The sequence below is a fragment of the Enterococcus sp. M-BR2 genome (genome assembly GCF_056612775.1).
Genome location: NZ_CM152743.1, coordinates 1,678,762 through 1,703,212 on the forward strand (window position 1 = coordinate 1,678,762; position 24,451 = coordinate 1,703,212).

Genomic DNA, 24,451 nt, shown 5'->3' on the forward strand with positions numbered 1-24,451 from the left:
TTTTGGAAGCTCCATTTATTTTGTTTCCGCCTTTTTTATTTTTTCCAGCTTTCGACTAATTCTTGGTTCTCTTTGATCCAGTCTTTTGCTGCTTGCTGTGGATCTTTTCCATTGTTGATTTCCAACATGACTTTTTCCATATCTTTTTCTGACCAATGGAAATTGTCTAATACTTTATAAGCTTCTGGCTGGTCTTCTTTCAATCCTTTTCGAACCATCGTATGGATCTGCTCTTCGCTTCCCATTCCGTTTTCAGGATCTTCCAAGTATTTCAGATCATATTTGGCAAACATCCAATGAGGTGTCCATCCTGTAACTACAATTGGTTCGTGTTTTTTGATTGCTTGTCCTAGTGCAACGGTCATTGCTCCTGAAGAAGATGTCTCGACTTTCCAGTCTTTCAAGTTGTCATATTTTTTGATTGTGTTTTCAGCAGCCGTAACTACCCCAGCTCCTGGCTCAATTCCTATAATTTTCTTACCTGCCTGATCGGTTAACTCATCGATCGAATTTACATCCATGTAGGCTGGTACTGCTAAACCGACTTTTGCTCCTGTCAAATTGGCACCTAGGTCTTCGACTTGATCTTTATATTGTGCATACTGTGAACCGTGAGTTTTAGGTAGCCAAGCTGAAACCATGGCATCTGACTCGCCATTTGAAACAGATTTCCACATGATTGAATTATCTAGCGGTGTCATCGTTACATCATAGCCCATTTGTTTCAATACTTCACCGACTACATTTGTTGAAGCAACTTCTGTATCCCATTCGACATAAGACAAGTTGATACGTTTTGTTTCTTTGGCAGAAGAAAAACTTCCTATACCAATCGCACCTAAGATCACTACTACTACAGCACCAATGATCAATCCTTGACGTTTTTTACTTTTTTGTGTTGCAGCTCCTGCAACTTTCTTATTGTTTGGCTGATTCAAATGCTGCGTAAAACGGTCAATGATGATTGCTAAGATAACTAATGCAACCCCGTTGACAAATCCATTCCCGACTTGTGCTCTTTGTAAAGCGGACAATACTCCCCGTCCTAAGCCGGGTGCACCGATCATAGAGGCAATAACGACCATTGAAAGTGACAGCATCGTTGTTTGATTGATCCCTGCCATGATCGTACTTTTAGCTAAAGGCAATTCTAGTTTGAATAGTTTTTGACGACTTGTGCTCCCGAATGAATCAGAAGCTTCTACCAACTCTTTCGGTACTTGTCGAATCCCTAAATTCGTAAAGCGAACGGTTGGTGGCAAAGCAAAGATGACTGAGGCAAATACCCCTGGCACCATCCCGATACCGAAAAATGCAACTGCTGGAATCAAATAAACGAATCCTGGCATCGTCTGCATAAAGTCAAGGATCGGCTTGATGATGCTTTGAGCTTTACTGCTTTTTGCCATCAAAATCCCTAACGGTACACCTATGATGATTGAGATCACACTAGATAAAAGAACAAGTGTGACAGTATTCATCAAGTCATTCCATAGACCTTGGTTATAAATAAACCATAGACCAATCAACGTGAACAACGTAAGTCCTGGACGTTTCTTAGAGATAAAGAAAGCTGCTATCGTCAATAACAAGATAAACAAAGGCGCTGGAATCACTAACAGTAAATTTGTAATCCCCGTCATCACTGCCTGTCCGATCGTTTGTAAAAATGAAAATAGGCCAGAAAAAGTTGTCGTAAACCATTCTGTGATATTTTCTACCCAGTTTGCCACTGGTAATTGATAGTTTAATAGATTATTCATGTTCACTCACCTCGCTTGTTTCTGCTAATGCTTCAATCACACTACCTCGGATGACGACACCTTTTAATTTTCCATCCTCTACAACTGCAAGCGGAGTCGGTGAATCATAAATAATATTGAAAATATCACTTACAACCATGTCTTTTCCGATCACCGTCACATTTTCATCTAAGAAGTCGATCAATGGACGTTTTTGCTTCCTAGCTTCTAACGCCTGATCTGCAGTAATGATTCCTTTCAGGTGTCTCTTTCGGTCAACAGCCATCAGCATGCTGACTTCTTCATTACGCATCCTTGTCAATGCGACATTTGGTCCATCAGATTCGATATTCGTCGTCAATGCAGGTACCATGATGTTTTGAGCAGTAAGCACTTTGGAACGATCGACTTCTTCCACAAATTCACGTACGTAATCATTTGCTGGATTGGTCAATATTTCTTCACCTGTTCCGATCTGCATGATTTCGCCGTCTTTCATTAACGCGATTCTGTCCCCGATCCGTAAAGCTTCATTCAAATCATGGGTAATGAAAATAATCGTTTTTTGAACATTGGCTTGCAAGTCCAGTAATTCGTCTTGCATTTCTCGTCGGATCAGCGGATCAAGAGCCGAGAACGCTTCGTCCATCAGCAAGATCTCAGGATCGTTCGCTAAAGCTCTGGCTAAGCCGACCCGTTGCTGCATCCCACCAGATAACTGATTAGGATATTGGTCTTTAAATGAAAGCAGACTAGAATTTTCTAATGCTTTTTCTGCTTTTTCTTGTCGTTCTTCTTTAGGTATACCACGGACTTCTAACCCGTATTCTGTATTTTCCAAGATCGTTCGGTGTGGAAACAGACCGAAGTTTTGGAAAACCATATTGATTTTATGACGACGGACTTCTCGCAATTCTTCTTTACTTAACTTCGATACATCTTCTCCATCAATATAGATACTGCCCGAAGTTGGTTCGATCAGACGATTCAATAGACGGATCAATGTGGATTTCCCACTCCCGGAAAGCCCCATGATCACGAAGATTTCTCCTTCTTTTACGTCAAAATTCACGTCATACACACCAACCGTCGCACCGGTTTTCTTTAAAATCTCCGTTTTCGGCTGGTGATCATTCATCATATCTAAAGCGGCTTGTGTCTTTTTACCAAATATCTTTGTTAAATGTTTTACTTCTACTTTTACCAAACAAATTCTCCTTTTTTATGTAAATTCATTTTTCTTTCTGAAAAAAGTGACCACACTATGTTAACATCATGTAGTCACTTTGTCAAAAATGAAAGAAATTTGCTTGTCTAAACAGAAAAAAACTTGGTTAAATCTTTATAAATAAAAGGTTTAGCCAAGTTAATATTTTTATAATATTTCACACAATCATTCTGCAAGCTGATGTTCCGGGTAAAAAAAGTTTGTCATACGCTGTAGCGTATACTCATTTCCAATAAAATGAACGATATCCCCTGCCGTAAATTTAGCATAAGGTCCAGGTGAAACAAGTAGTTCTTCGTTATGAGAAATTGCGATAACTGTAGCACCAGTCGCCTGCCAGATATTCAACTCGCTAATCGAACGGTCCAGATGCATTGCTTTTTCTGATAAAGACAATTCAAACGGAAGTAAAGGGTTCATCTTATGTATTCGCTTCGTTTGATTGACCAGCTGATCCAATAATTGAGAAAAATGATTCAGCTCATCTTGTTGCTTCTCCACACTCGCCATGATTTCTGCTTTTGTATCTTGGATAGATTGTACATCTTGATACTGCAATAGGAAATCTTTTGCTTTTTCTTTCGAGGCAACAAATGCCCCACTCCCATGCCGTACTTCCATGATCCCAAGATCTACCAGCACATTGATAGCCTTTCGGGTAGTCTCAGGAGAAGCATTGTACGTACTGGCAAGCGTTGAGCGAGCATGGATCTTCTCACCCACTTTATATCGGTTTTCAACGATACGTTCGGCTAAATCAACAGCAATCTGCTGATAGCGCGGGCGGACGATTTTTTTCTTTCCAGACATTTTCTTTCCTCTTTCTTTTTTTACTTTCCCTCATCTTACTATGCTCTAGCAAAATAAGCAAAAAAGGGGAGAACAGCCTCTTGCAACGACTGATCATCGCTTGATCTGTTCCTTTTTTACTGGGCAGGCTGTTTGACAGTCATCACAATTCTTTCCGGATTTTAAACGAGTATAGACAATCGCTCCTGCACTTCCAAAGATTAATACACTTAATAAGAATGTCGCCATCCTATTCCTCTCCTTCTAATGACAATATAGTATAAAACTGGTTCTTGGATTTTGGCTGGCGGAACAAAACATAAACGAGTCCTATCATCAGTAAAATAGCAAGATACGTCCCTGACGCTACCTGTCCACCCTCCAATAAGTGTCCCAACTGATAGATCACAAAACTAACTAAATAAGCTAAACCGCATTGATAGCCTATGGCGATCCAAGTCCATTTCTTGGCATTCATTTCCCGATGGATAGCCCCAATTGCCGCAAAACAAGGCGCACAAAGTAAATTGAAGGCTAACAATGAATAAGCTGATGCGGGAGTATATGTGTGTTGTAGCACTTGCCAGATTTCTCTACCATTTTCGGATACTTCCGCATGTCCAAACAAAATACCAAATGTGCCAATAATATTTTCTTTAGCAACTAATCCTGTAATCGCTGCGACAGTTCCTTGCCAATTCCCCCAACCAAGCGGCTGAAAAACAACAGCCAGGATTCGTCCGAAAAAGGCTAGGATACTTTGGTCTTCAGGAACAGGTTGAGCATAAAAATTATAAGAAGAGCTAAACCAGATCACGATACTAGAAACAAAGATAATCGTTCCTGCTTTTTTAACAAAAGACTTGCTGCGGTCATAGGTTTGTCTTAGGATCGTTGACCATTGAGGAAAATGATATGTGGGTAATTCCATGATAAACGGAGCTGTTTCTCCAGCAAACAAACGCGTTTTTTTCAAGCTGATTCCAGAGAAAATAATTGCAGTCATCCCAAGAAAATAGGCAGAAGGGGCTACCCAAGATTGGTGAGGAAAAAAGGCCCCTGCTACTAAGGCAATAATCGGCAACTTTGCAGAACAAGGCATGAATGTCGTGACCATGATCGTCAAACGACGATCTTGCTCGTTTTCAATCGTGCGAGTAGCCATGACCCCTGGTACGCCACATCCCGTGGCAATCAGCATAGGAATAAAGGATTTTCCTGAAAGCCCGAATTTCCGGAAAAGTCGATCCATGACAAAAGCGATCCTCGCCATATATCCGCAGTCTTCTAGAAAGCTCAAGCATAAAAACAATACGATCAATTGCGGTAAAAATCCTAATACTGCTCCCACGCCTGCGATGATGCCGTTCAAGATCAGCTCCTGCATCCATTCCGCTACTTGCCATTCAGCTAACAGTCTGCCAACATGTTCTGGTAGCCACGTTCCAAACAATGTATCATTGATCCAATCTGTCCCCATTGTTCCTACTGTTTGAATAGCCAAGTAATAAATCAGCCACATCACAAATGCAAAGATTGGCAAGGCTAACCAACGATTCGTTGCAATCTGATCGATTTTGTCACTCATCGATAATTGGAAAGAATCATTTGACACGACAGATAGTGCACATAATTGGGTAATAAATTCATAACGTTCATTGACTAGAATCGTTTCACTATCGTCATCCAATAGTTTCTCTGTCAACTGGATCAGTTGTTCGATTTCTTTTTGCTGAGAATTTGTTATCTCATCATCCTCATTCACCTTCTGATCTCTTTCAAAATATTTCATTGCATACCAGCGTTTCTTGCTACTTTTTTCTCCTAGTACATCTTCAATTTCATGTAAAGCTGCTTCTAAACGCGGATCGTATGTACAGGGAACAGGAATAGAAAGCCGTTTTTTTGCAGACTCCTGAATCTTTTCGATTAATTTTTCGATTCCTTGCTTTTTCAATACGCTGATTGGTAAAACTGGTACACCAAGACCATAGGAAAGCTTTTCTAGGTTGATTTTTTTTCCTTCTTTTTTGATGATATCCATCATATTCAGACCAATGATCATAGGAATGCCTAAATCCAATAACTGCGTAGTTAAATATAGATTCCGCTCTAAATTGGTAGCATCAATAATGTTGATGATCAGTTCAGGCTGTTCATGAACCAAATAATCTCTTGCAATCACTTCTTCGGGTGTATAAGGAGACAAAGAATAGATGCCAGGTAGGTCTTGAATATGAATGTTCGGATTTTTTTTCAACGATCCTTCTTTTTTTTCTACTGTTACGCCCGGCCAATTCCCTACATATTGATTCGAACCAGTCAAGAGATTGAACAAGCTCGTTTTTCCGCTGTTTGGATTTCCGACTAACGCGATATTCATTCGTTTTCCTCCCTTTGTACCAAGACTAATTCAGCCTCTGACTTTCGTAATGTCAATTCATATCCTCGCACTGTCAGTTCGATTGGATCTCCTAGAGGGGCTAGTTTTCGGATGACTATTTTTACATTTCGCGTCAATCCCATATCCATCAACCGCCGCTTCACTGCGCCTTGTCCGTGGATGGCTACGACGATCCCAGTCTCTCCTGCTTTTAATTGATCAAGAGAGGTCCAGCTTTCAGAGGAAGCAATCTTTTTATTGACAAAGATCTGACTTAGTATTTCCCGACTTACTGCCACTCGATGACTTTTTACCAGTAAAATGGCATTGTTGCCTGATAAATTGACGACGACGATTTTACTTCCGGCAACGACCCCAATATTTTGCAAATGGCGTTTTGTTTTTTCTTCTGTTTCGATTCGTTCGACTTGATAAACGAAGTTTTGCTTTGCCTGAGCTAAGGTCTGCATATTGATTCCTCTCTTGTGAAATAAATCATGTATTGAAATCTTTCATTCTATGTTCTAGTTTTCTCACGTATTACGCAAATAAATGAGAATCATTCTCACATAGAATACTCTCGGTAATTGAGAATGTCAATTACACTTGTGATATTATGAGCGATTCTTTATTATTGATAGATAAAAATGAGAAAAAAATATTTCTTCATAGTTTTCCACAATTTTTTCTCTATTAGATTTGCTATTTTCCCACACGATACTTGTTTTCAGCTCTTTTTTTCAAAAACACAAAACTTAGTATTCCACAGTTTCCACAACACAATATGTAGTGTTTGTTGTTTGACTTTTTTACTAAGAGTTTTATACTATCTATTATAGATAATAAGAATGTGTTTAGAGGAGGCACTCATCATGAACGTAAAAATCTTTTCTAAAAATAATTGCATGCAATGCAAGATGGTCAAACGTTTTTTAACAGAAAATCAAATTGCTTTTGAAGAAGTCAATATCGATGAACAACCGGAAGCAGTAGACTGGTTGAAAGCACAAGGATTCCAAAGTGTTCCTGTCATTACTTCCGATGCAGAAACAGTTATCGGATTCCGTCCTGATCAGTTGCGTAAACTTGCCAGCTAACATGACTAAAAGAATCAAAACAAGATACATGGATTTGAAGGGCTTGAGACAGCACCAGTTTTTGTCGCAAACTTCCAAATCCTTTTTTAAAGCTTGAAAACAATGCAATGATTTGCAATCAAGCATCATCAAATACGAAATGAAGGTTGGGCGTACGTATGAGTCTTAAAAATTTACAAGATGTCAGTTATTTCAAGCTGAATAATGAAATCAATCGACCAGTCAATGGTCAAATCCCTTTGAATAAGGATAAAGAAGCTTTGGCTGCCTTTTTTGAAGAAAATGTCAAACCAAATACGATGACTTTTCCATCTATTATGGAAAAAATCAATTACTTGATCGAACAAGAATATATAGAAGCAGAATTCATCCAATTATATTCACCATCATTTATTGAAAAGCTATATCAATTTTTGGACGAACAACATTTTTCTTTCAAATCTTTTATGGCTGCTTACAAATTTTATTCTCAATATGCGTTGAAAACCAACGACGGTTCCGCTTATCTGGAAACTTATGAAGATCGAGTAGCCTTCAATGCACTTTACTTTGCGAACGGGGATGAAGAATTAGCACTTGCTCTTGCAGATGAAATGATCCATCAACGTTATCAGCCAGCTACGCCTTCTTTCTTGAATGCTGGACGTAAACGTCGGGGCGAATTGGTGTCTTGTTTCTTGACTCAAGTCACTGACGATATGAACTCTATCGGGCGCTCAATCAACTCTGCTTTGCAATTGTCCCGTATTGGTGGCGGCGTAGGGATTACTTTATCAAATCTTCGTGAAGCCGGCGCTCCTATCAAAGGATACGAGGGTGCTGCGAGTGGTGTCGTTCCAGTCATGAAATTATTCGAAGATAGTTTCAGCTATTCTAATCAATTAGGTCAGCGTCAAGGAGCTGGTGTGGTTTATTTGAATGTGTTCCATCCAGACATTATTGCTTTCCTTTCAGCAAAAAAAGAAAATGCAGATGAAAAGATTCGCGTAAAAACTCTTTCTCTTGGTGTGATCGTACCTGATAAATTTTATGAATTGACACGTAAAAACGAAGATATGTATTTATTTAGTCCATATAGTGTCGAAAAAGAATATGGTGTTCCATTCTCTTATGTAGATATTACAGCTGAGTATGATCGTCTAGTTGCAAATCCAAACATTCGCAAACAAAAAATCAAAGCGCGTGATCTTGAAAATGAAATCTCAAAATTACAACAAGAATCTGGCTATCCTTACGTAATCAATATTGATACAGCGAACCGCGAGAATCCAATCGACGGCAAGATTATCATGAGTAATTTATGTTCAGAGATTTTACAAGTTCAAACGCCTTCTGTGATCAACGGCAAACAGGAGTATGAAGTATTAGGAACAGATATCTCATGTAACTTAGGTTCGACAAATATCGTGAATTTGATGCAAAGCCCTAACTTTGGTCAATCTGTGCGTACGATGACTCGTGCATTGACATTTATTACAGATGCATCTGATATCGATGTCGTACCACCGATCCAAAACGGAAATAAGCTGAATCATACGATTGGATTAGGTGCCATGGGCTTACACACTTATCTTGCAAAAGAACAAATGGAATATGGCTCAGAGGATTCATTAGACTTTACAAATATTTATTTCATGCTGTTGAATTATTGGACACTTGTTGAAAGCAACAATATCGCTCGTGAAAGAAAACAAGTTTTCCATAATTTTGAAAAATCAGCTTATGCTGATGGCACTTATTTCGAAAAATACGTAACTGGAGAATTCCAGCCAAAATCAGAAAAAGTCAAAGCATTGTTTGAAGGGATTTTTATTCCAACTGCTGAAGATTGGAATACCTTGAAACAAGCAGTAATGAAAGATGGGCTATATCACCAAAATCGCTTGGCAGTAGCACCAAATGGCTCAATTTCATATATCAATGATACGAGTGCAAGCATTCATCCTATCACTCGCATGATCGAAGAACGCCAAGAGAAGAAAATCGGTAAAATTTATTACCCAGCGCCTTATTTATCCAATGAGACGATTCCATATTACACTTCTGCTTATGATATGGACATGCGTAAAGTAATCGATGTTTATGCAACGGCACAACAACACGTCGATCAAGGCATGAGTTTGACTTTATTCATGCGTTCTGAAATCCCAGAAGGTATTTATGAATGGAAGACAACAACGAAGCAAACGACACGTGATTTGAATATTTTAAGACATTACGCTTTCCATAAAGGAATCAAATCCATTTATTATGTACGTACCTTTACTGATGATGCAGAAGAAATCGGAAGCAATCAATGTGAAAGCTGCGTGATCTAATATCATAGATAGATTCGCTTATTCATATTTTAATTAAAGGAGCATTCTCATGTCAGAAACATATTATGAAGCAATAAACTGGAATGAAATTGAAGATATCATTGATAAATCCACTTGGGAGAAGCTGACAGAGCAATTTTGGCTAGATACACGTATCCCACTTTCAAATGACCTAGATGATTGGCGCACATTGTCTCAATTGGAAAAAGATACAGTAGGACATGTATTCGGCGGTTTGACATTGTTGGATACTGTCCAATCTGAAAGCGGTATGGATCAGTTGCGTAAAGATGTCCGTACTCCCCATGAAGAAGCCGTTTTGAACAATATCCAATTCATGGAATCCGTCCATGCCAAAAGTTATTCTTCTATTTTTAGTACACTGAACACGAAAAAAGAAATCGAAGAAATTTTTGACTGGACGAATACGAATCCTTATCTGCAAAAAAAAGCTGAGCGTATTAATGAAATCTACAAACACGGTACACCGCTAGAAAAGAAAATTGCCAGCGTCTTTTTAGAAACATTCTTGTTCTATTCAGGTTTTTATACTCCTCTTTATTATTTAGGAAACAACAAATTGGCAAACGTAGCAGAGATCATCAAACTGATCATCCGAGATGAATCGGTACATGGAACCTATATCGGTTACAAATTCCAATTAGGTTTCAACGAATTACCTGAAGCAGAACAAGAAACGTTGAAAGACTGGATGTACAATCTTCTTTATGAGCTTTATGAAAACGAAGAACGTTATACAGAAGAATTATACGATCCAATCGGTTGGACAGAAGAAGTCAAAACATTCCTACGCTATAATGCCAACAAAGCATTGATGAACCTAGGGATGGACCCACTCTTCCCAGATACTGCCAATGATGTCAACCCAATCGTAATGAACGGGATTTCAACAGGCACAAGCAACCATGACTTCTTCTCACAAGTCGGAAACGGCTATTTGTTAGGTCATGTAGAAGCGATGAAAGATGACGATTATTTGATTGGATTGGAATAAGGATAAAAAATTACGCACAAGAATATTCTATTCTTGTGCGCTTTTTTTATTCCACGACAATTTGTTTTTGTGTATCCGATGTTTGCGAAAAATCAATAGTAAAGCGACCCATCTGCTCATCATAGGTAATTCCTTCACTCATGCTTTGAATAGCTTCAAAATCATTTGGTAATTCAATCGTTATTTTCGTCTTTGTATGAGCAAGATCAGCAAACGTATAACTTTTTTCTTGTTCGTTTATTTTCTTTAATACAGAAAGTGGTTTATCTGTTTTTAATCCATCTAATTCTCCACCAGTATTATCCCAAAAATTGATACCCAAATAACCGGATTCTTTTACTTTTACTGCTTGAATTTTTGGAGTATTTTGAAGAATAGTAACTGGTTCTTTTTCTGCATATTCTTTTAAACCTTTTTCGTTCACTCCGGGTAATATCACATATGCATAAGCTTCATTGATTGGATGTTTTCCATGATTGATCAAAAACTTCCGATAACTTCCATGATAAACTTCATCACTAGGAAATGATTCGTTGATTTCCCTATAATTACCTTGCCGTGCTTCACTTATCACTTTTACTGTTTCTTTCTCAGGAAAATAATAACCGATCGATGTTTCTGGTTGACTTGATTGTAACAATAACCATTCTTTTTCACTTTGTTCGGTTGGCTGGGTAATTTCTCCTGTTTCTGTTACAACTTTATAAGTAAACTGATCGTTTAATAAACGATTATCTATAATCGTTTCAATAGACGCATTTGTGTTACCGGTAATTCCCGAACCAAGCGCAATCAATTGATCGTCAAGCACAAACCACGATTTTTTCCCTTTGACATCCATTGGCAAAACTGTCCCATTATTCTTTGTTCCAGTTTTATTTAGAGCCATACTTACCACTGCCTGACCTTCATTTGATACACCGCCAATGGCTTTCTCATTTGATCGCACAGTCGTAAAAGAAGAGATTTCATCTTTTAAAGGGACTGTATCGACCGTTGTTCCTGGCAATCGATAAGGATCGACAGTCGGCCAATAGCTCTTACCGAATTGTACATCATCCTCATTATATGGATAGGCTACAATTAACTAGACAGAAAAATTAAGGTGTGTAGACTAGAAGAAAACATACCAGGAGGAATTTTTATGTCTAAGAGAACACGAAGAACTTTTTCACAAGAATTCAAGCAACAAATCGTCAATCTTTACTTAGCTGGAAAGCCACGTGTAGAAATCATTCGAGAATATGAACTAACGGCTTCAGCATTTGACAAATGGGTAAAGCAATCTAAAACGAGTGGTTCATTCAAAGAAAAAGATAATCTTACGCCTGAACAAAAAGAATTGTTAGAACTACGTAAAAGAAACCAGCAATTAGAAATGGAAAATGATATTTTAAAGCAAGCAGCGCTGATATTCGGACGAAGAGACAAGTAATCGATGCGAATAAGCATCTTTACCCTATATCAGCGATGTGCAGAATATTAGGTCTATCACGTCAGTCCTATTATTATCAATCAAAACCAAAGAAAGACGAATCAGAACTTGAAGAAGTAGTAGCTGAAGAATTTATCCGCAGCCGAAAGGCCTATGGCTCAAGAAAAATAAAAAAAGCCTTATCAAAACGAGGCATTCAGATCAGCCGACGAAAAATTAGTAGAATCATGAAAAATAGAGGATTAAAATCGAGCTATACTGTTGCTTATTTTAAAGTACATCATTCTACTTGCAATGAAGCCAAAACGACAAACGTATTGAATCGTAAATTCTTAAGAGACAACCCATTAGAAGCGATCGTAACAGACTTGACTTATGTACGAGTCGGGAAAAAATGGAATTATGTCTGTTTCATTTTGGATCTGTTCAATCGAGAAATTCTCGGCTATTCTTGTGGAGAACATAAAGATGCCGTTCTAGTAAAAAAAGCATTTAGCCGTATCAAACAACCTCTGACAGAGGTTGAGATTTTTCATACTGATCGTGGAAAAGAGTTTGATAACCAAGCTATTGATGAATTATTAACAACTTTTGACATCAATCGATCATTAAGTCATAAAGGCTGTCCTTTTGATAATGCCGTAGCTGAATCAACTTATAAGTCGTTGAAAGTAGAATTTGTCTATCAATACACATTTGAAACCTTACAACAATTGGATTTGGAGTTATTTGACTATGTCAATTGGTGGAACCACCTTCGGTTGCACGGTACACTTGGCTACGAGACACCGGTTGGTTACCGTAACTAGAGATTGGCGCAGCGAATCCTTGATAATGAGCTCGGATGTGCTAACGCTAGCGAGGCAGTCTAACTTTAATTGTTAGCTCCTGCCGAAGATCGTCACATCCGAGGAGGCTCATTGTCAAGGACAATCGGAATAGCATACGGAAAGAAGTTCTGCACCTTATAAAATTTGTCAAAAAAACTGTTGCCATTCCAATATAAGTAGACCATCCCATCCGATGTATGCCAACCACGTTTGTTTTCTTTATTTCCTGCTTCAAAAGAAGAGATACGGTTCGAATACATACTGATTCCTACCATATACTTACTGGTACGCTGAACAAAACGATCCATTTTATGATACATTTTTGTCCCTATGAATGGTAAATCCTTCCCTAAAATCGTCTGGTCTTCTAATAAGGATAGTGTCATGACCAGATCATTATAATCTCTTACATTCGTTATATAATACGAAGGGTTCAATTGCATCCAATATTTAACTGCTTCTTTTAGTTCCTTTTGCTTATCTTCTGGTGCAAATTTTGAAACAATCAATAAATTATACATCGTTGAAGACCCGTATCCTACCTTCGTCTTTGAAGGCGCACGCGAAATAGCGCGTCCATTCACCATGGGAAGCATTTCACCTTGGTAAATCAAAGGAATAAAGGCCTTCTCTACATTTTCTACGAAAGCGTGAATGTCATCAGAAGCTGCTGCATAAGAAGTCCCATCCACAATCGTAAAAATCTGTCCGACTCCTTTGATTAGTACATTCCCGTAAGAACCTGTATAAGGAATATCATTATGCTGGATAAAGGAACCATCTGCGTAAAACCCATCTCCACTTGTCACGAGTTGAAAAACATCTTTGATCCCATTCACTGCTTGATGGATTTTTGTGGCATCTTTTTGTAAAATACCTACTCCTAAAACAGTCAATGATAAGTCTGTTCGATTGGCACCAGTCGTTGAAAAGTTAGGGATAAATGCAAGGTCTACAAATGAATCTTGTGGTTTAGTATATAATTGCTGGAATGGATCAGGTACATATTGATTTAAAATAGCTGTATATTGTTGGATTTTTTCACTGGATAGCTCTTAGTGCAACAGTAGAAGGATATTCACAAATTTTTGTGGGATACCAATTTGCCAATCCCACCAATTTCCATAGTACTTTTTCCCATCATATCCTTTTTTGGTAATCATAAAATCGATTCCCTCTTTAATTGCTGCAGCAACCTCTGGCTGTTGATAAAGTGTTGTCCCTTTTGTCTTATAGGCATAAGTAAGTTTCTGGAGTTTCGTAAATTGTGTCGTCAAATCTGCTGAAGAAGTATTTCCCGATTCAAGTGGCCATAGATAGGTCCGGTCAGGTGATTGATCCAATGTTTGATATAAATTTTCCGCTTCTTTTGATAACGCTTCTATATATGCTCTTAATGACTCATTTTCCGGACTTTCTTTTTCAAAGACAAGTTGACTTTTCCATCGTTCTTCCATCTTTTGAAATTCATCTTCCTCGGCAAAGGTTGATATACTCATTCCAAATAAACTAATTAAACTAAGCATACTCATCAAAAGAATCCTTCTACCCAAACCTTTTTTCTCCTTCTCCATCTTTGCTCCCTCTTTCTCATCAGATTGTATGAATATACAGAGGCTAAAATCACATTTATCTTAGTGAATGAGAAAACCGCTTAACCTCTACTTTTTGGACAAATATGTGAACGGACGTATCTCACTTTTCCTTTTTTAAGCTAAAATACCAAACGCACTTAATGCAATGGAAAGAATCAAAATGATCCAGATTACTCGTGTGGAATTCAATTTCTTTTGTCCCAACATCCAATAAGTTAATAAAACAAGTAACACCGGAACAAGAGAGGGTAAAATAGCGTCTAATGTATCTTGAATAACTAATTCCACACCATCTTTTTTATAAACAAATGGGACCTTTGCCTTTACCACGGAAGGAATCAAAGCACCAATTACCGTGACACCTAAAACTGTTGCGGCATTAGTGAATGCAGATAATTTGTTTTTCAAAGTTGTGACAAGTTTGACTCCTTGTTTGTATCCTAATGGTAATAACGCAGCCCGTCCAAATAACAAAACGATATTCGCGATGACCCAAATCACACATCCAACAATTGAGCCACTTTGAGCTAATGTTCCTGCAATCGATCCAAAAATCGTTCCCCAAATCACATGGAACAATGAATCACCTACGCCAGCAAGAGAACCCATTAAAGCTGTTTTTAAGGCAATGATTGTGTCTTTTGCTTTGTAACCATCTTCTTCTTCGATTGCCACATCAATCCCCATGATCAAATTTCCGAAAATCGCGTTGGTATTGAAGAATTGATTATGTGTACGCATCATATCTTGTAAGTGTGATTCGTCATTACCATAGAATTTTTTCAATACTGGTAATATCCCATATAAATAGCCAGAACTCATCATTCGTTCATAGTTCCAGTTCAGCTGACTTCCTAAAATATAGCGCCAACGAATCGCATTCAGCTCTTGTTTTGTTAATTTCTGGTTATTCATCCCCATCATATCCTCCTTCAAATGTTCCATTATTTGTGGCTGTCACTGTCGGATGTTCTGCTTTTTCACTATCTTTTTTAAATACAATAATTGCAGCAATCACACCGACGATTGAGACACCAAGCATTGGCACTTGTAAATAAGCGGCTAAAAAGAAACCCAATAGTAAATAAGGAATATATTGTTTTGTTGGAAGGTAATGCAACAAGATTCCCACACCCACGACTGGTAACACCCCACCAGCAGTTTTTAGTCCATTCATCAACCATTCTGGTGTATTTTCTGTGATCGTTGAAACAGCAGCATCACCGACTAAAAGCATCAATAAAATCGGAATGGCTCGTGATAATCCCCAAAGAAAAGAGCCAGATAAGACTAATCGCGGTATACGATTGATTTTCATATCATCAATTGCTCTATCTACACGATGCAAGAGATAAACATTACAAAAGCGAGCGACTACATCAAGTTGCAACATCAATAAAGATACTGGAACAGCCAATCCTATACCATACTCTGCACCTTTCCCAGAGATAACCGCAAATACTGTTCCCAAGACGGCTCCTGTGAAATAATCAGGAACTGATGCCCCACCGAAAGCCGCAATCCCTAGTCTCATTAGTTGCAATGTACCTCCAACCATCAATCCTGTTTTTAAGTCTCCCATAATCATTCCTGAAATCATACCTGCGATGGCTGGTTGTGTTAATGTATTTGAAATAAGCGAATCATTGATTGCAATAAAAGCATAAACCGTAATAAGAATAATTTGATACGCTGCTAAGTGCATACTTTCTTCCTCCTCATTTTTATTTAATTTCTCAGTTTATCCATGAAGTCAACAACTGGATCATTTGGTACCAATTGAGCGGTTACATTTATATCCATTGCTGCAATTGATTCGAACACATCAGTTTCTTCTTCTAATACTTTGATACTTTTTGTTATGTCTTTTGATCCCTCTTTATAACTCATATTTCCAACATTTACGTGTGTTAGCTTTCCTCCGGCTTTCAAATAACGTAAGACATCTGTTGGATTTTTGAATACTAGGAATAGACGCTGTTTTCCATACTTTCCTGAACGTATATTTTTCGCAGCAGATTCAACCGGCAAAACTGAAAGTCCCATCGATGTAGGCGCTGCCATTCTTAAGGAAGATTTTTGTAACGAATCTGCTGCTGCTTCATCGTTGATTACAATGATACGCTGTGTGTGCAAACTGGGCGCCCAGATGCCCGCAACTTGTCCATGGATCAAACGCTCGTCTATCCTGACATTCACGATATTTTCTTTTCCTTTATATGCCTCATACAATTGGCTATTATCCTTTGGTAGGCTTGGTTCTTTTTCGATTTCTGTTTGTTTCATTTTTTGCTTCACATCAACAATGCCAGTTGTTGCTGCTTGGATCAATTCTTTTACCGTAGCAGTTGAATTCAACGTTGCTTCTATGACTAATGGTAAAGACATCCCTGCAATAATTTCCACATTTTCTGATTCTAGATAGTTACTTAATGCTACATTACATGGCGTACCACCTAAAAGATCTGCAATAATCAAGGATGAGCCGTTAAGGGCTTTCATTTTTTTTAATAATTCTTCTTCGAATTGCCGATTGTCCCCATCAGGCGTCAACGCAACGACATGAACATGATCTTGCTTTCCGACGATCATTTCTAAACTTGCCTTGACGCCTTCAGCCATACTGCCATGACTAATCAATATAATATTCTGCATCACTTTTCCTCCCCAAAAATAAAATCCTACTTAACATATTATCTTTTGTACAAGCACACTATAACATAGTTTATCTCATTCGTAAACCTAACATCTTAACATATTATGTTTTTTTATTTCTGTACAATTATCTAAAAAGTATCAGCATACAAAAAGGTGAGAGGCAAAAGTAACTCTTAAACTTTTGCCTCTCACCTTTTTAACTATTTCCTTATTCTATACTTTTTCCAGTTGTTTCCTCATAGTCTCTTTTCATGATGGCCCATGATTTCTCAATGTCTTCGTCTAAACCAAATAATCCACTACGGCCGATGATATAGATATCTGGTCCGGCATGATCAATTCGCTTAAATGATTTTCGATTCGAAGATCCGTCCATTTCAATCAAATAATGATATCCCTTTTCTTGACGAAGTTTTCTTAAATCAACGATTTTATCTAATGTGCTTTCGATGAAGCGCTGTCCAGCAAAACCGGGATCGACTGTCATGATAGTGATTTTATCCACTAAATCAATATAAGGGAAAATAGTTTCAATAGGTGTTTCAGGATTTAATACGACTCCTGCTTTTAGTCCTGCAGCATGGATCTGATCAATCAATCGAAAGGCTAGCCCATCTAAACATTCGACATGCATACAAATCCATTCGCATTTTTGTGAAATCAATTGATTCACCCAAAAACTTTGGTCTGTGACCATTAAATGGGCAGACATTGGTAAATGACTGATTTTTCGCACTTCCTCAATGAACCATGGAGACAATGTCAGATTAGGTACATAATGGCCATCCATGATATCGATATGATAAGAATCGACATGCTGATTCAAAAACTCAATTTGTTCCTTAAATTTATCCAGATCCATCGTCATTAAAGATGGTGAGAACAAAACTTTACTCATATATAAGACTCCTTTATTTAAAAATCAATGATTGAATCCCCGACTAAATGAAGGACTTAGAAAATCTGAATGTCTCCCAAGTCAATATCTTCTTCTTCCTTTTCCACTACGGATTCGACTTCTTTTCCCACATCTTTTTTAATAATTGCCAAAACAACGGCTGTCACAAGAACATTCACTAAGATTGCTATCACGCCTGCCCAAGGTCTGGACATCGTCGGAATCATCAATACACCGCCAAAGGGTACTGTTGCATCGGCGCCTAGGATCATTGTCGTTGCACCACCAGCAAATCCGCCAATAGCCGTAGCAACCACACCTCGGACGATATCATTCATCACTAGTGGGATCACACCTTCGACAATATTGATCACACCCATTGGAACAGCTGATTTCAATGTTTCGACTTCCACTTTTGTATAGATGTTTTTCCGAAATATTTTTGCGACAAAGTAAGCTAATCCAAACCCGATAGGCGTCGCCGTATTCACCAATTGGAGGGCTGTAATTGGCCCATTGATTCCTTCTGCTTGCATTGTGAGAACAAAAGCAAAAACCGTTTTGTTAATTGGTCCACCATAATCAACGCCACTTAGTAAGCCGATCACACCGCCAAAAATCAACAAGGACGAATTACCTAATCCTTCTAAGAAATTCGTAAGAATAGACGTAAACAAGGCAACAGGAGTTCCAATGATATAGACCATGATTAACCCACCTAGGATAGAAGCAACAAAGGGAATAATCAATGTTGGCATCAGTCCTTTTGCCCAATTTGGGACTTTCACATGGTTTAAAATAGCTAACACGAGAAATCCAGAAAAATAGCCACCTAATATCCCTCCAATAAAACCAGCCCCAATAGCATTCGCTGTCAATCCGATGATGAACCCTGGAGCAATCCCTGGTTTTGCTGCAATAGAATAAGAAATCCCCGTTGCAATGACTACAGGAAGTAACCCTAAACCAGCGCCTCCCATTGTTGCTAAAGCATCAAAAAAAGAAAATTCACCTTGTACCAGTGTTCCTTGACTTGTCCCACCGAACGCCATCCCGATAGCAATCAAGAATCCTGCTCCACAAACGATTGGAATCAAATAAGAAATCGCTGTCAATAAATGTCCCTTTAAATTTAACTTTTTTATCTTTTCCATCTTTTTTCCCTCCTTATGATCAAGCAAGTTGTTTTTCAATTATTTCTTGTGCTTTTTCGATCAGTTTATTGGGTGACTTTACGGCGATTTCAGTGGGGACTTGAATGATACGTTTTCCTTCAAATCGTTCTCTGCCGCTTATTTTCACATCAATTGCCAGAATCACGAGATCTGCTTCTTTTATTTGCTCTGGGGTTAATTCATTCTCGATTCCAATCGTTCCTTGCGTTTCGATGTGCATCTCGTGTCCTGCTTTTTTGGCTGCATTTTCTAATTTTTCTTGTGCAATATACGTATGGGCAATCCCAACTGTACATGCGGCTACTCCTATGATCTTCATGTTTTCTTCCTCCTTTTTATGATGCAAATGCTGCGATGACCTCTTTTGTCTCTTTTGCTTTAATCAATTGTTCAACAACTTCATCGTTTCCTAATTTCCTTGCAAATAAAGATAACAACTTCAAGTGAGTTTTAGCCCCATCATTATCATTACCCACAGCAAACAAAATAATTCCTTTTACCCCTTTACCATCTAATGTTTCCCAAGGGATTTCTCGAGCTGTCACTCCAATTGCTACCCCGATCTTTTTGACAGATGCACTTTTTCCATGAGGAATTGCAATGTAGTTCCCAATACCTGTCTGCCCTTCTTTCTCACGAGCATATATATCTTTCATAAATTCTTTTATATCGGTGATATACGCATTTTCCAACAATATAGTTGCTAATTCTTCAAGTACTTCTTCTTTTGTCGTTCCTGCTAAGTTTGTTTTGATCGTATTCGGATCGATGATGTTTGTTACTTCCATGGCATTTCCACTCCTTCACGCTTGTTTTACGACTTCAACGCCTTTTTCGATTAGTTTATTGGGTGATTTGATGGCGATTTCCGTCGGTACTTGAATGATACGTTTTCCTTCAAATCGTTCTCTGCCACTTATTTTCACATCAATTGCCAGAATCACGAGATCTGCTTCTTTTATTTGCTCTGGGGTTAATTCATTCTCGATTCCAATCGTTCCTTGCGTTTCGATGTGCATCTCGTGTCCTGCTTTTTTGGCTGCATTTTCTAATTTTTCTTGTGCAATATACGTATGGGCAATCCCAACTGTACATGCGGCTACTCCTACGATTTTCATCTTTTGTCTCTCCTTATTTTCTTTTCTTTAATGTTTGAATAAATCTTTCGTCAGCTAAACATCTCATGAAATTCGCTATTTTCTTCTTTTTTTCCGTAGTTTCGTTTGGCGAAAGCAATACAAAAAGAATCAAATCGACTTGTTCGATTGCTTCGTTCCATTGAATAATGGTTTTTTGGGGATACAAAATGATGATTTTTGATTCAGTGATCAACTCATGTTCAATATGAGGAAGAATGATCCCCTCTTCGATTTGAATATTTCCATTTTGTTCACGCATAAGAAAAGCTTCCATCAATATGCTTATTTTCTCTTCTTCTCCAGGGTAAAGTGAACTTGCTAACCAATGATATGCCTCTCGTTGAGAAGTAACGGATACTTCGATTCTTTCGATGAACTCATCTTTCATTATAGATTTCCCCAATCTTTTTTGGATTCGTGATTGATCATCTGCTGTTAGCATCGCACTAACAAGTAATGTATGGACTCCTAATCGTGAGCGGATTCCAACTGTTGTCAAAATCAATTCGATGTTCGGATTTTTTTCTAAAGCCGTACGATAGTTTTTTGTCGCAATGACATCTACTATATTTAAGTCTGGAAATTTTTTGATGATTTTTGCTTTCAACAATTCAGAAGTTCCAATACCTGTCGTACACATAATCAATGTCTGAATCGGTAATTGTTGTGTTTCTAACATCCGTGCGAAATACAACGTTATGAAGCCAATCTCATCTGCATTGATTAGAGGTAATTTGAAGTGCTGACTGACTTCTTTAGATACTTCAGACACACTGTTATAGATTTTTTCATAGGTCAGCTGAATTTGGTCCAACAAGCCATTTTTTACGTGGATACGGTTTTTTAAGCGATTGATCATTGGTTTGATATGATTGGCTAGATCAATAAAAATACTTTCATTTGTCACTTTCATATTGATTCGTTTGCCTACTTCTTCTAAATAGTAAGTAGTGATTTTTTCTACCTCTTCTGGAAATTTTTTTATTTCTTTTGTTGTTTTTTCCATTCTTGAGGAAACTAGATACTGATAGAGATAGTAAGATTCATTCACAGATAACGAAGTTGCCAGATATTTTTCAACATTTTGTATAACGATTTCGGCTGTTTTTTTAATTTGGTTATCTTTTTCAAAGAATTCAATTTGTTCCGTGGTTAGTTCCTCTTCTCTGGCGGGAGCACTCCTTTTCCTTGAGCGACTGATCAAGATATACAGATGTGAAAAAATATTGACATTGTAAGGATAAGGAAGTCCACCTTCTAATATTTTTTCGATTAGCTTTAATTGATCTGAAACGAACAAGACATCGTAACGATTGAAATTGAACGTTTTCGAAGCATTTATTTCATCTATATCAAGGATATTCATGCGCCAAATAACTTCTGCAAGCCCTCTACGTATATCTTCTTCTAAACCTTTGATGGCTAATGTCCGATTTTTTCGAATCAATTGAAGATCAAACTTCCTCAACTTTTGGGCGATACTTTTCTCATCATTGGAAATTGCCGAATCACCCACCTCGTAGGCATTAAAAAGCTCAGATATCCTGATTGCTCTTGGTGAAGACAGTAAAAGTTCCTCCATTACACGATTCTGACGTTCATTTGGCGATAGACTAATTGATAGATTATTTGTTTCTTTGTTTCGTTCAATAAATTTTTCGTAGTCTAATTTATACCCTTTCCCCTTTTCTGATAAAATCAAGTGACCATTTTGAAATTCTGTATTTATTTTTTTTACTAAGCGGTAGACCGTTTTAGTCGAGGTATCTAATAAATCAGCTAATTCTTCTGAAGTCATGTAATGATTTTGTTTTGACAATAGTAGCACTAATTTATTTTCTCGATTCATTTGACTAGTCATGATCCTTCCCCCTTTGTATCTTTATCATAACCATTTTTACCCCATCTGTTTCACTGAAATTTGTCCATTGCATCAGACATTTTTGTATCCGCTTTCTAAAATGTGATGTTTTATCCCAATTTACTTCTATTATTTTTATAAAGTTCCACTAAATTCATCTACCGTCATAATTTTATTTACTTCTGCAATAGCAGACTTTATGGGTTTTAATTGATTTGGATATGTTAACATGTTATCCTATTAGATAATGATGATGAAAGAAAGGAAGACTTCTAGTATGATTCCTAAATACGAGCAAATCAAGCAAGACTTACTTGAAGAAATCAAAAACCACCACTTTATTCCTGGTGATAAATTTTACTCAGAAGCAGATATCAAACGGAAATATTCTGTTAGTTCAATTACTGCAGTCAAGGCTCTCAATGAACTAACTGCTGCAGGCTATCTCTATCGTATCCAAGGAAAAGGAACATTCGTTTCAAAATCAAAAGTTTCTCAAAGTGTGAAATTCTCTGATATCGAACTACATTCTTTAGATAAAGAAAAAGTTAAAGTACTCTCGATTGAGGAAGAAAATGAAATGGATATTTTAAAGGAATTAGGCTTACCAGCAAATGCTTCTTACTATAAAATTAAACGTGTTCGTTTCTTTGAAGACACACCCTTTTTGGTCCACATCACTCACTTACCAAAAAAATTAGTGAAAGAACCAATAGCAAAAGATATTTCTGTCTATTCAAGTATATACGAAAAAGTTCGTAAAGATTTTGGGATTGATCTTTTTTCCCTTGCTTCTGTGGAAACAAATGAAATTGTTTTCCCAGAGCATGCAGAACTACTTAATCTATTGAATCTAAGTTTCCGAGAACCTGTTGTACAACAAATCAAACACTCTTACTTAGCAGATCAAAGTGTAGCAGAATATATCATCAGTTATAAACATTGGAAATACTTTAAAACAAAAATTGAAGTGGAAGCGGAATAGCTTTCACTTTTTTGTTTGCTCTCTTCTAAGAAACTTTTTTAAATCCTCTTGAATACTCGCTTTTTTTTTCTAAATACGTTATACTATTTTTAAGTTAATATGTTAACATTTTAAGAGGAGGTAGCTATGAATCTTCAACAAAAAAAGGAAATGTTGATTGAATTAGGAACATTTGTAGATAAAAATTGGTTGGATGAACAATTTGAATGGTGCATGATGCGTATCAAAAAAAATATGGTTCGTTTCGGGTTAGATTTCCCTTCAGCTTGTGCAACAAACGGAAAATATCGAATCAAAAAAAATGATGATTGGACAAATGGTTTTTGGACGGGAATGCTTTGGTTATCTTATGAATGGACAAAAGAAGAGAAATTTCTAGTACGTGCAATGGAAAATATCCATAGCTTTCAAAAACGCTTAGACCAACACTTCATCCTTGATCATCATGATATCGGTTTTCTTTATAGTTTATCTGCTGGAGCCGGGTATAAAGTCGTGGATAGTCAGTTGTGTAAAGAATCGCTTTTACAAGCTGCGAATATTTTAGTGGCAAGATTTCAGAACAAAGGGAATTTTATCCAAGCTTGGGGAGCATACGGTGATCCTCTCGAATACCGCTTGATTATTGATTCTTTGATCAATCTTCCTTTGTTGTTCCAAGCATGTACGCTTTCTAATGACCCACATTATAAAGAAGTGGCTTTCAAGCATTACCAGACATTGTTGCATACCGTGATTCGTGAAGATGCCACGACTTTCCATACCTATTATTTTGACTCAAACACAGGAGTTCCAACACATGGTGCAACACATCAAGGTCATAGTGATGAGTCGATCTGGGCTAGAGGGCAAAGTTGGGCGATTTTAGGGATTCCACTAAACGAGCGATACTTGCATTCTGCTCCTTTTCCGTTGAACTACAAAGCGATCGTCGATGTTTTCTTAGAACATTTACCTCAAGATCTTGTACCTTACTGGGATTTTGATTTCAATGATGATTTTCCATCAGATAAAGACAGTTCTTCTCTAGCGATTGCTGCATGTGGATTATTAGAAGCAGAAAAAATGGAAGCGTATCCTGAAGCAAAAGAAATAGCAAAAGGAATGATTTATCAATTAGGAACACACTATACTGCTAAAAATGATCCAGAAAATGAAGGAATTCTTTTACATGGCGTTTATGCTCATGCGGAAGGAAAAGGAGTCGATGAGCCAAATCTATGGGGCGACTACTTTTATTTAGAAGCGCTTATGCGTTTAGCAAAACCTGAATGGAACACTTACTGGTAAGGAGAATGAATAG

The 24,451-nt window shown here is 37.6% G+C and carries 22 protein-coding genes and 2 pseudogenes; 6 read left to right on the top strand and 18 right to left on the bottom strand.

The window, feature by feature from the left end:
- Window positions 1–35 precede the first annotated feature (35 nt).
- The 6 genes from AC1F25_RS08195 to AC1F25_RS08220 all read right to left on the bottom strand — a co-directional run bounded on the left by AC1F25_RS08195 (window position 36) and on the right by AC1F25_RS08220 (window position 6,612).
- Window positions 36–1,763, bottom strand: a complete 1,728-nt coding sequence (locus AC1F25_RS08195; RefSeq protein ID WP_002310030.1) for an ABC transporter permease/substrate binding protein — start codon at window positions 1,761–1,763, stop codon at window positions 36–38.
- Window positions 1,756–2,949: a quaternary amine ABC transporter ATP-binding protein gene (locus AC1F25_RS08200; RefSeq protein WP_002310029.1), complete on the bottom strand. Its 1,194-nt coding sequence runs from the start codon at window positions 2,947–2,949 to the stop codon at window positions 1,756–1,758. Before AC1F25_RS08200 ends, AC1F25_RS08195 begins: the two co-directional genes overlap by 8 nt.
- Window positions 2,950–3,135: 186 nt before the next feature.
- A complete protein-coding gene (locus AC1F25_RS08205; RefSeq protein WP_002287801.1) occupies window positions 3,136–3,780 on the bottom strand; it encodes a GntR family transcriptional regulator in 645 nt (214 codons plus the stop codon).
- A gap of 93 nt (window positions 3,781–3,873) precedes the next feature.
- Complete coding sequence (locus AC1F25_RS08210) at window positions 3,874–4,008, bottom strand: hypothetical protein (protein WP_002290587.1); 135 nt, start codon at window positions 4,006–4,008, stop codon at window positions 3,874–3,876.
- Window position 4,009: 1 nt separating this feature from the next.
- Window positions 4,010–6,142 (bottom strand): ferrous iron transport protein B, encoded by a 2,133-nt coding sequence (gene feoB, locus AC1F25_RS08215; protein WP_479994035.1) that lies wholly within the window; start codon window positions 6,140–6,142, stop codon window positions 4,010–4,012.
- The gene (locus tag AC1F25_RS08220) at window positions 6,139–6,612 is read right to left on the bottom strand and encodes a FeoA family protein (RefSeq protein ID WP_002310026.1); all 474 of its coding nucleotides are present in this window, start codon (window positions 6,610–6,612) and stop codon (window positions 6,139–6,141) included. Before AC1F25_RS08220 ends, feoB begins: the two co-directional genes overlap by 4 nt.
- Window positions 6,613–7,014: 402 nt before the next feature.
- Between AC1F25_RS08220 and nrdH the strand changes: the two genes are divergently transcribed.
- The 3 genes from nrdH to nrdF all read left to right on the top strand — a co-directional run bounded on the left by nrdH (window position 7,015) and on the right by nrdF (window position 10,572).
- The gene (gene nrdH, locus AC1F25_RS08225) at window positions 7,015–7,239 is read left to right on the top strand and encodes a glutaredoxin-like protein NrdH (RefSeq protein WP_002287795.1); all 225 of its coding nucleotides are present in this window, start codon (window positions 7,015–7,017) and stop codon (window positions 7,237–7,239) included.
- A 158-nt stretch (window positions 7,240–7,397) separates the two neighbouring features.
- Window positions 7,398–9,557 (top strand): class 1b ribonucleoside-diphosphate reductase subunit alpha, encoded by a 2,160-nt coding sequence (gene nrdE / locus AC1F25_RS08230; protein ID WP_002310024.1) that lies wholly within the window; start codon window positions 7,398–7,400, stop codon window positions 9,555–9,557.
- 49 nt (window positions 9,558–9,606) lie between these two features.
- Window positions 9,607–10,572 (top strand): class 1b ribonucleoside-diphosphate reductase subunit beta, encoded by a 966-nt coding sequence (nrdF, locus tag AC1F25_RS08235; RefSeq protein WP_002287792.1) that lies wholly within the window; start codon window positions 9,607–9,609, stop codon window positions 10,570–10,572.
- Between the two features lie 46 nt (window positions 10,573–10,618).
- On the opposite strand, the gene AC1F25_RS08240 is transcribed toward nrdF, so the two are convergent.
- On the bottom strand, window positions 10,619–11,656 hold the full coding sequence (locus AC1F25_RS08240) for a polysaccharide lyase family 8 super-sandwich domain-containing protein (RefSeq protein WP_479994347.1): 1,038 nt from the start codon (window positions 11,654–11,656) through the stop codon (window positions 10,619–10,621).
- A 60-nt stretch (window positions 11,657–11,716) separates the two neighbouring features.
- Between AC1F25_RS08240 and AC1F25_RS08245 the strand changes: the two genes are divergently transcribed.
- Window positions 11,717–12,816 (top strand): IS3 family transposase gene (locus AC1F25_RS08245; protein ID WP_143350020.1). Its coding sequence is split into 2 segments (ribosomal slippage): window positions 11,717–11,993 and window positions 11,993–12,816, totalling 1,101 coding nucleotides; the frame shifts between segments, so codons are not numbered across the junction.
- A gap of 125 nt (window positions 12,817–12,941) precedes the next feature.
- On the opposite strand, the pseudogene AC1F25_RS08250 reads toward AC1F25_RS08245, so the two are convergent.
- From AC1F25_RS08250 to AC1F25_RS08300, 11 genes and pseudogenes are all read right to left on the bottom strand, one after another.
- Window positions 12,942–14,411: pseudogene (locus AC1F25_RS08250) on the bottom strand (polysaccharide lyase family 8 super-sandwich domain-containing protein); the annotation flags it as partial.
- A gap of 135 nt (window positions 14,412–14,546) precedes the next feature.
- Window positions 14,547–15,353 carry a PTS system mannose/fructose/sorbose family transporter subunit IID gene (locus tag AC1F25_RS08255; RefSeq protein WP_479994348.1) on the bottom strand — a complete coding sequence of 269 codons (807 nt, stop codon included), beginning with the start codon at window positions 15,351–15,353 and terminating at the stop codon, window positions 14,547–14,549.
- Window positions 15,340–16,137: a PTS mannose/fructose/sorbose/N-acetylgalactosamine transporter subunit IIC gene (locus AC1F25_RS08260; protein ID WP_002348299.1), complete on the bottom strand. Its 798-nt coding sequence runs from the start codon at window positions 16,135–16,137 to the stop codon at window positions 15,340–15,342. The genes AC1F25_RS08255 and AC1F25_RS08260 overlap by 14 nt, the downstream gene beginning before the upstream one ends.
- Before the next feature lie 23 nt (window positions 16,138–16,160).
- On the bottom strand, window positions 16,161–17,087 hold the full coding sequence (locus AC1F25_RS08265) for a PTS sugar transporter subunit IIAB (protein WP_479994036.1): 927 nt from the start codon (window positions 17,085–17,087) through the stop codon (window positions 16,161–16,163).
- 211 nt (window positions 17,088–17,298) lie between these two features.
- Window positions 17,299–17,988, bottom strand: a complete 690-nt coding sequence (gene alsE / locus AC1F25_RS08270) for a D-allulose 6-phosphate 3-epimerase (RefSeq protein WP_002314126.1) — start codon at window positions 17,986–17,988, stop codon at window positions 17,299–17,301.
- A gap of 56 nt (window positions 17,989–18,044) precedes the next feature.
- Entirely contained in the window at window positions 18,045–19,142 is a 1,098-nt protein-coding gene (locus tag AC1F25_RS08275) for a PTS fructose transporter subunit IIC (RefSeq protein WP_479994037.1), read from the bottom strand.
- Window positions 19,143–19,161: 19 nt separating this feature from the next.
- Window positions 19,162–19,482 (bottom strand): PTS fructose transporter subunit IIB, encoded by a 321-nt coding sequence (locus AC1F25_RS08280; protein ID WP_002310016.1) that lies wholly within the window; start codon window positions 19,480–19,482, stop codon window positions 19,162–19,164.
- Between the two features lie 16 nt (window positions 19,483–19,498).
- Window positions 19,499–19,951, bottom strand: coding sequence for a PTS sugar transporter subunit IIA (locus tag AC1F25_RS08285; protein WP_002310015.1), 453 nt, complete (start codon window positions 19,949–19,951; stop codon window positions 19,499–19,501).
- Between the two features lie 15 nt (window positions 19,952–19,966).
- A complete protein-coding gene (locus AC1F25_RS08290; RefSeq protein ID WP_002316825.1) occupies window positions 19,967–20,281 on the bottom strand; it encodes a PTS fructose transporter subunit IIB in 315 nt (104 codons plus the stop codon).
- 13 nt (window positions 20,282–20,294) lie between these two features.
- Window positions 20,295–20,690 (bottom strand): PTS sugar transporter subunit IIA, encoded by a 396-nt coding sequence (locus tag AC1F25_RS08295; protein ID WP_002316826.1) that lies wholly within the window; start codon window positions 20,688–20,690, stop codon window positions 20,295–20,297.
- Window positions 20,680–22,163: pseudogene (locus tag AC1F25_RS08300) on the bottom strand (BglG family transcription antiterminator). The gene AC1F25_RS08295 and the pseudogene AC1F25_RS08300 overlap by 11 nt, the downstream one beginning before the upstream one ends.
- A 277-nt stretch (window positions 22,164–22,440) precedes the next feature.
- On the opposite strand from AC1F25_RS08300, the gene AC1F25_RS08305 reads away from it, so the two are divergent.
- Both AC1F25_RS08305 and AC1F25_RS08310 read left to right on the top strand, forming a co-directional pair.
- On the top strand, window positions 22,441–23,148 hold the full coding sequence (locus AC1F25_RS08305) for a GntR family transcriptional regulator (protein WP_002290565.1): 708 nt from the start codon (window positions 22,441–22,443) through the stop codon (window positions 23,146–23,148).
- Between the two features lie 126 nt (window positions 23,149–23,274).
- Complete coding sequence (locus AC1F25_RS08310) at window positions 23,275–24,438, top strand: glycoside hydrolase family 88 protein (protein ID WP_002310009.1); 1,164 nt, start codon at window positions 23,275–23,277, stop codon at window positions 24,436–24,438.
- The last annotated feature ends 13 nt before the right edge of the window (window positions 24,439–24,451 follow it).

What these genes read in the sequence shown, in the direction of transcription:
- AC1F25_RS08195 (WP_002310030.1), bottom strand. Translation starts at nt 1,763, where the DNA reads ATGAATAATCTATTAAACTATCAATTACCAGTGGCAAACTGGGTAGAA.
- AC1F25_RS08205 (WP_002287801.1), bottom strand. Translation starts at nt 3,780, where the DNA reads ATGTCTGGAAAGAAAAAAATCGTCCGCCCGCGCTATCAGCAGATTGCT.
- AC1F25_RS08210 (WP_002290587.1), bottom strand. Translation starts at nt 4,008, where the DNA reads ATGGCGACATTCTTATTAAGTGTATTAATCTTTGGAAGTGCAGGAGCG.
- feoB (WP_479994035.1), bottom strand. Translation starts at nt 6,142, where the DNA reads ATGAATATCGCGTTAGTCGGAAATCCAAACAGCGGAAAAACGAGCTTG.
- AC1F25_RS08220 (WP_002310026.1), bottom strand. Translation starts at nt 6,612, where the DNA reads ATGCAGACCTTAGCTCAGGCAAAGCAAAACTTCGTTTATCAAGTCGAA.
- nrdH (WP_002287795.1), top strand. Translation starts at nt 7,015, where the DNA reads ATGAACGTAAAAATCTTTTCTAAAAATAATTGCATGCAATGCAAGATG.
- nrdE (WP_002310024.1), top strand. Translation starts at nt 7,398, where the DNA reads ATGAGTCTTAAAAATTTACAAGATGTCAGTTATTTCAAGCTGAATAAT.
- nrdF (WP_002287792.1), top strand. Translation starts at nt 9,607, where the DNA reads ATGTCAGAAACATATTATGAAGCAATAAACTGGAATGAAATTGAAGAT.
- AC1F25_RS08255 (WP_479994348.1), bottom strand. Translation starts at nt 15,353, where the DNA reads ATGGGGATGAATAACCAGAAATTAACAAAACAAGAGCTGAATGCGATT.
- AC1F25_RS08260 (WP_002348299.1), bottom strand. Translation starts at nt 16,137, where the DNA reads ATGCACTTAGCAGCGTATCAAATTATTCTTATTACGGTTTATGCTTTT.
- AC1F25_RS08265 (WP_479994036.1), bottom strand. Translation starts at nt 17,087, where the DNA reads ATGCAGAATATTATATTGATTAGTCATGGCAGTATGGCTGAAGGCGTC.
- alsE (WP_002314126.1), bottom strand. Translation starts at nt 17,988, where the DNA reads ATGAGTAAAGTTTTGTTCTCACCATCTTTAATGACGATGGATCTGGAT.
- AC1F25_RS08275 (WP_479994037.1), bottom strand. Translation starts at nt 19,142, where the DNA reads ATGGAAAAGATAAAAAAGTTAAATTTAAAGGGACATTTATTGACAGCG.
- AC1F25_RS08280 (WP_002310016.1), bottom strand. Translation starts at nt 19,482, where the DNA reads ATGAAGATCATAGGAGTAGCCGCATGTACAGTTGGGATTGCCCATACG.
- AC1F25_RS08285 (WP_002310015.1), bottom strand. Translation starts at nt 19,951, where the DNA reads ATGGAAGTAACAAACATCATCGATCCGAATACGATCAAAACAAACTTA.
- AC1F25_RS08290 (WP_002316825.1), bottom strand. Translation starts at nt 20,281, where the DNA reads ATGAAAATCGTAGGAGTAGCCGCATGTACAGTTGGGATTGCCCATACG.
- AC1F25_RS08295 (WP_002316826.1), bottom strand. Translation starts at nt 20,690, where the DNA reads ATGAAAGATGAGTTCATCGAAAGAATCGAAGTATCCGTTACTTCTCAA.
- AC1F25_RS08305 (WP_002290565.1), top strand. Translation starts at nt 22,441, where the DNA reads ATGATTCCTAAATACGAGCAAATCAAGCAAGACTTACTTGAAGAAATC.
- AC1F25_RS08310 (WP_002310009.1), top strand. Translation starts at nt 23,275, where the DNA reads ATGAATCTTCAACAAAAAAAGGAAATGTTGATTGAATTAGGAACATTT.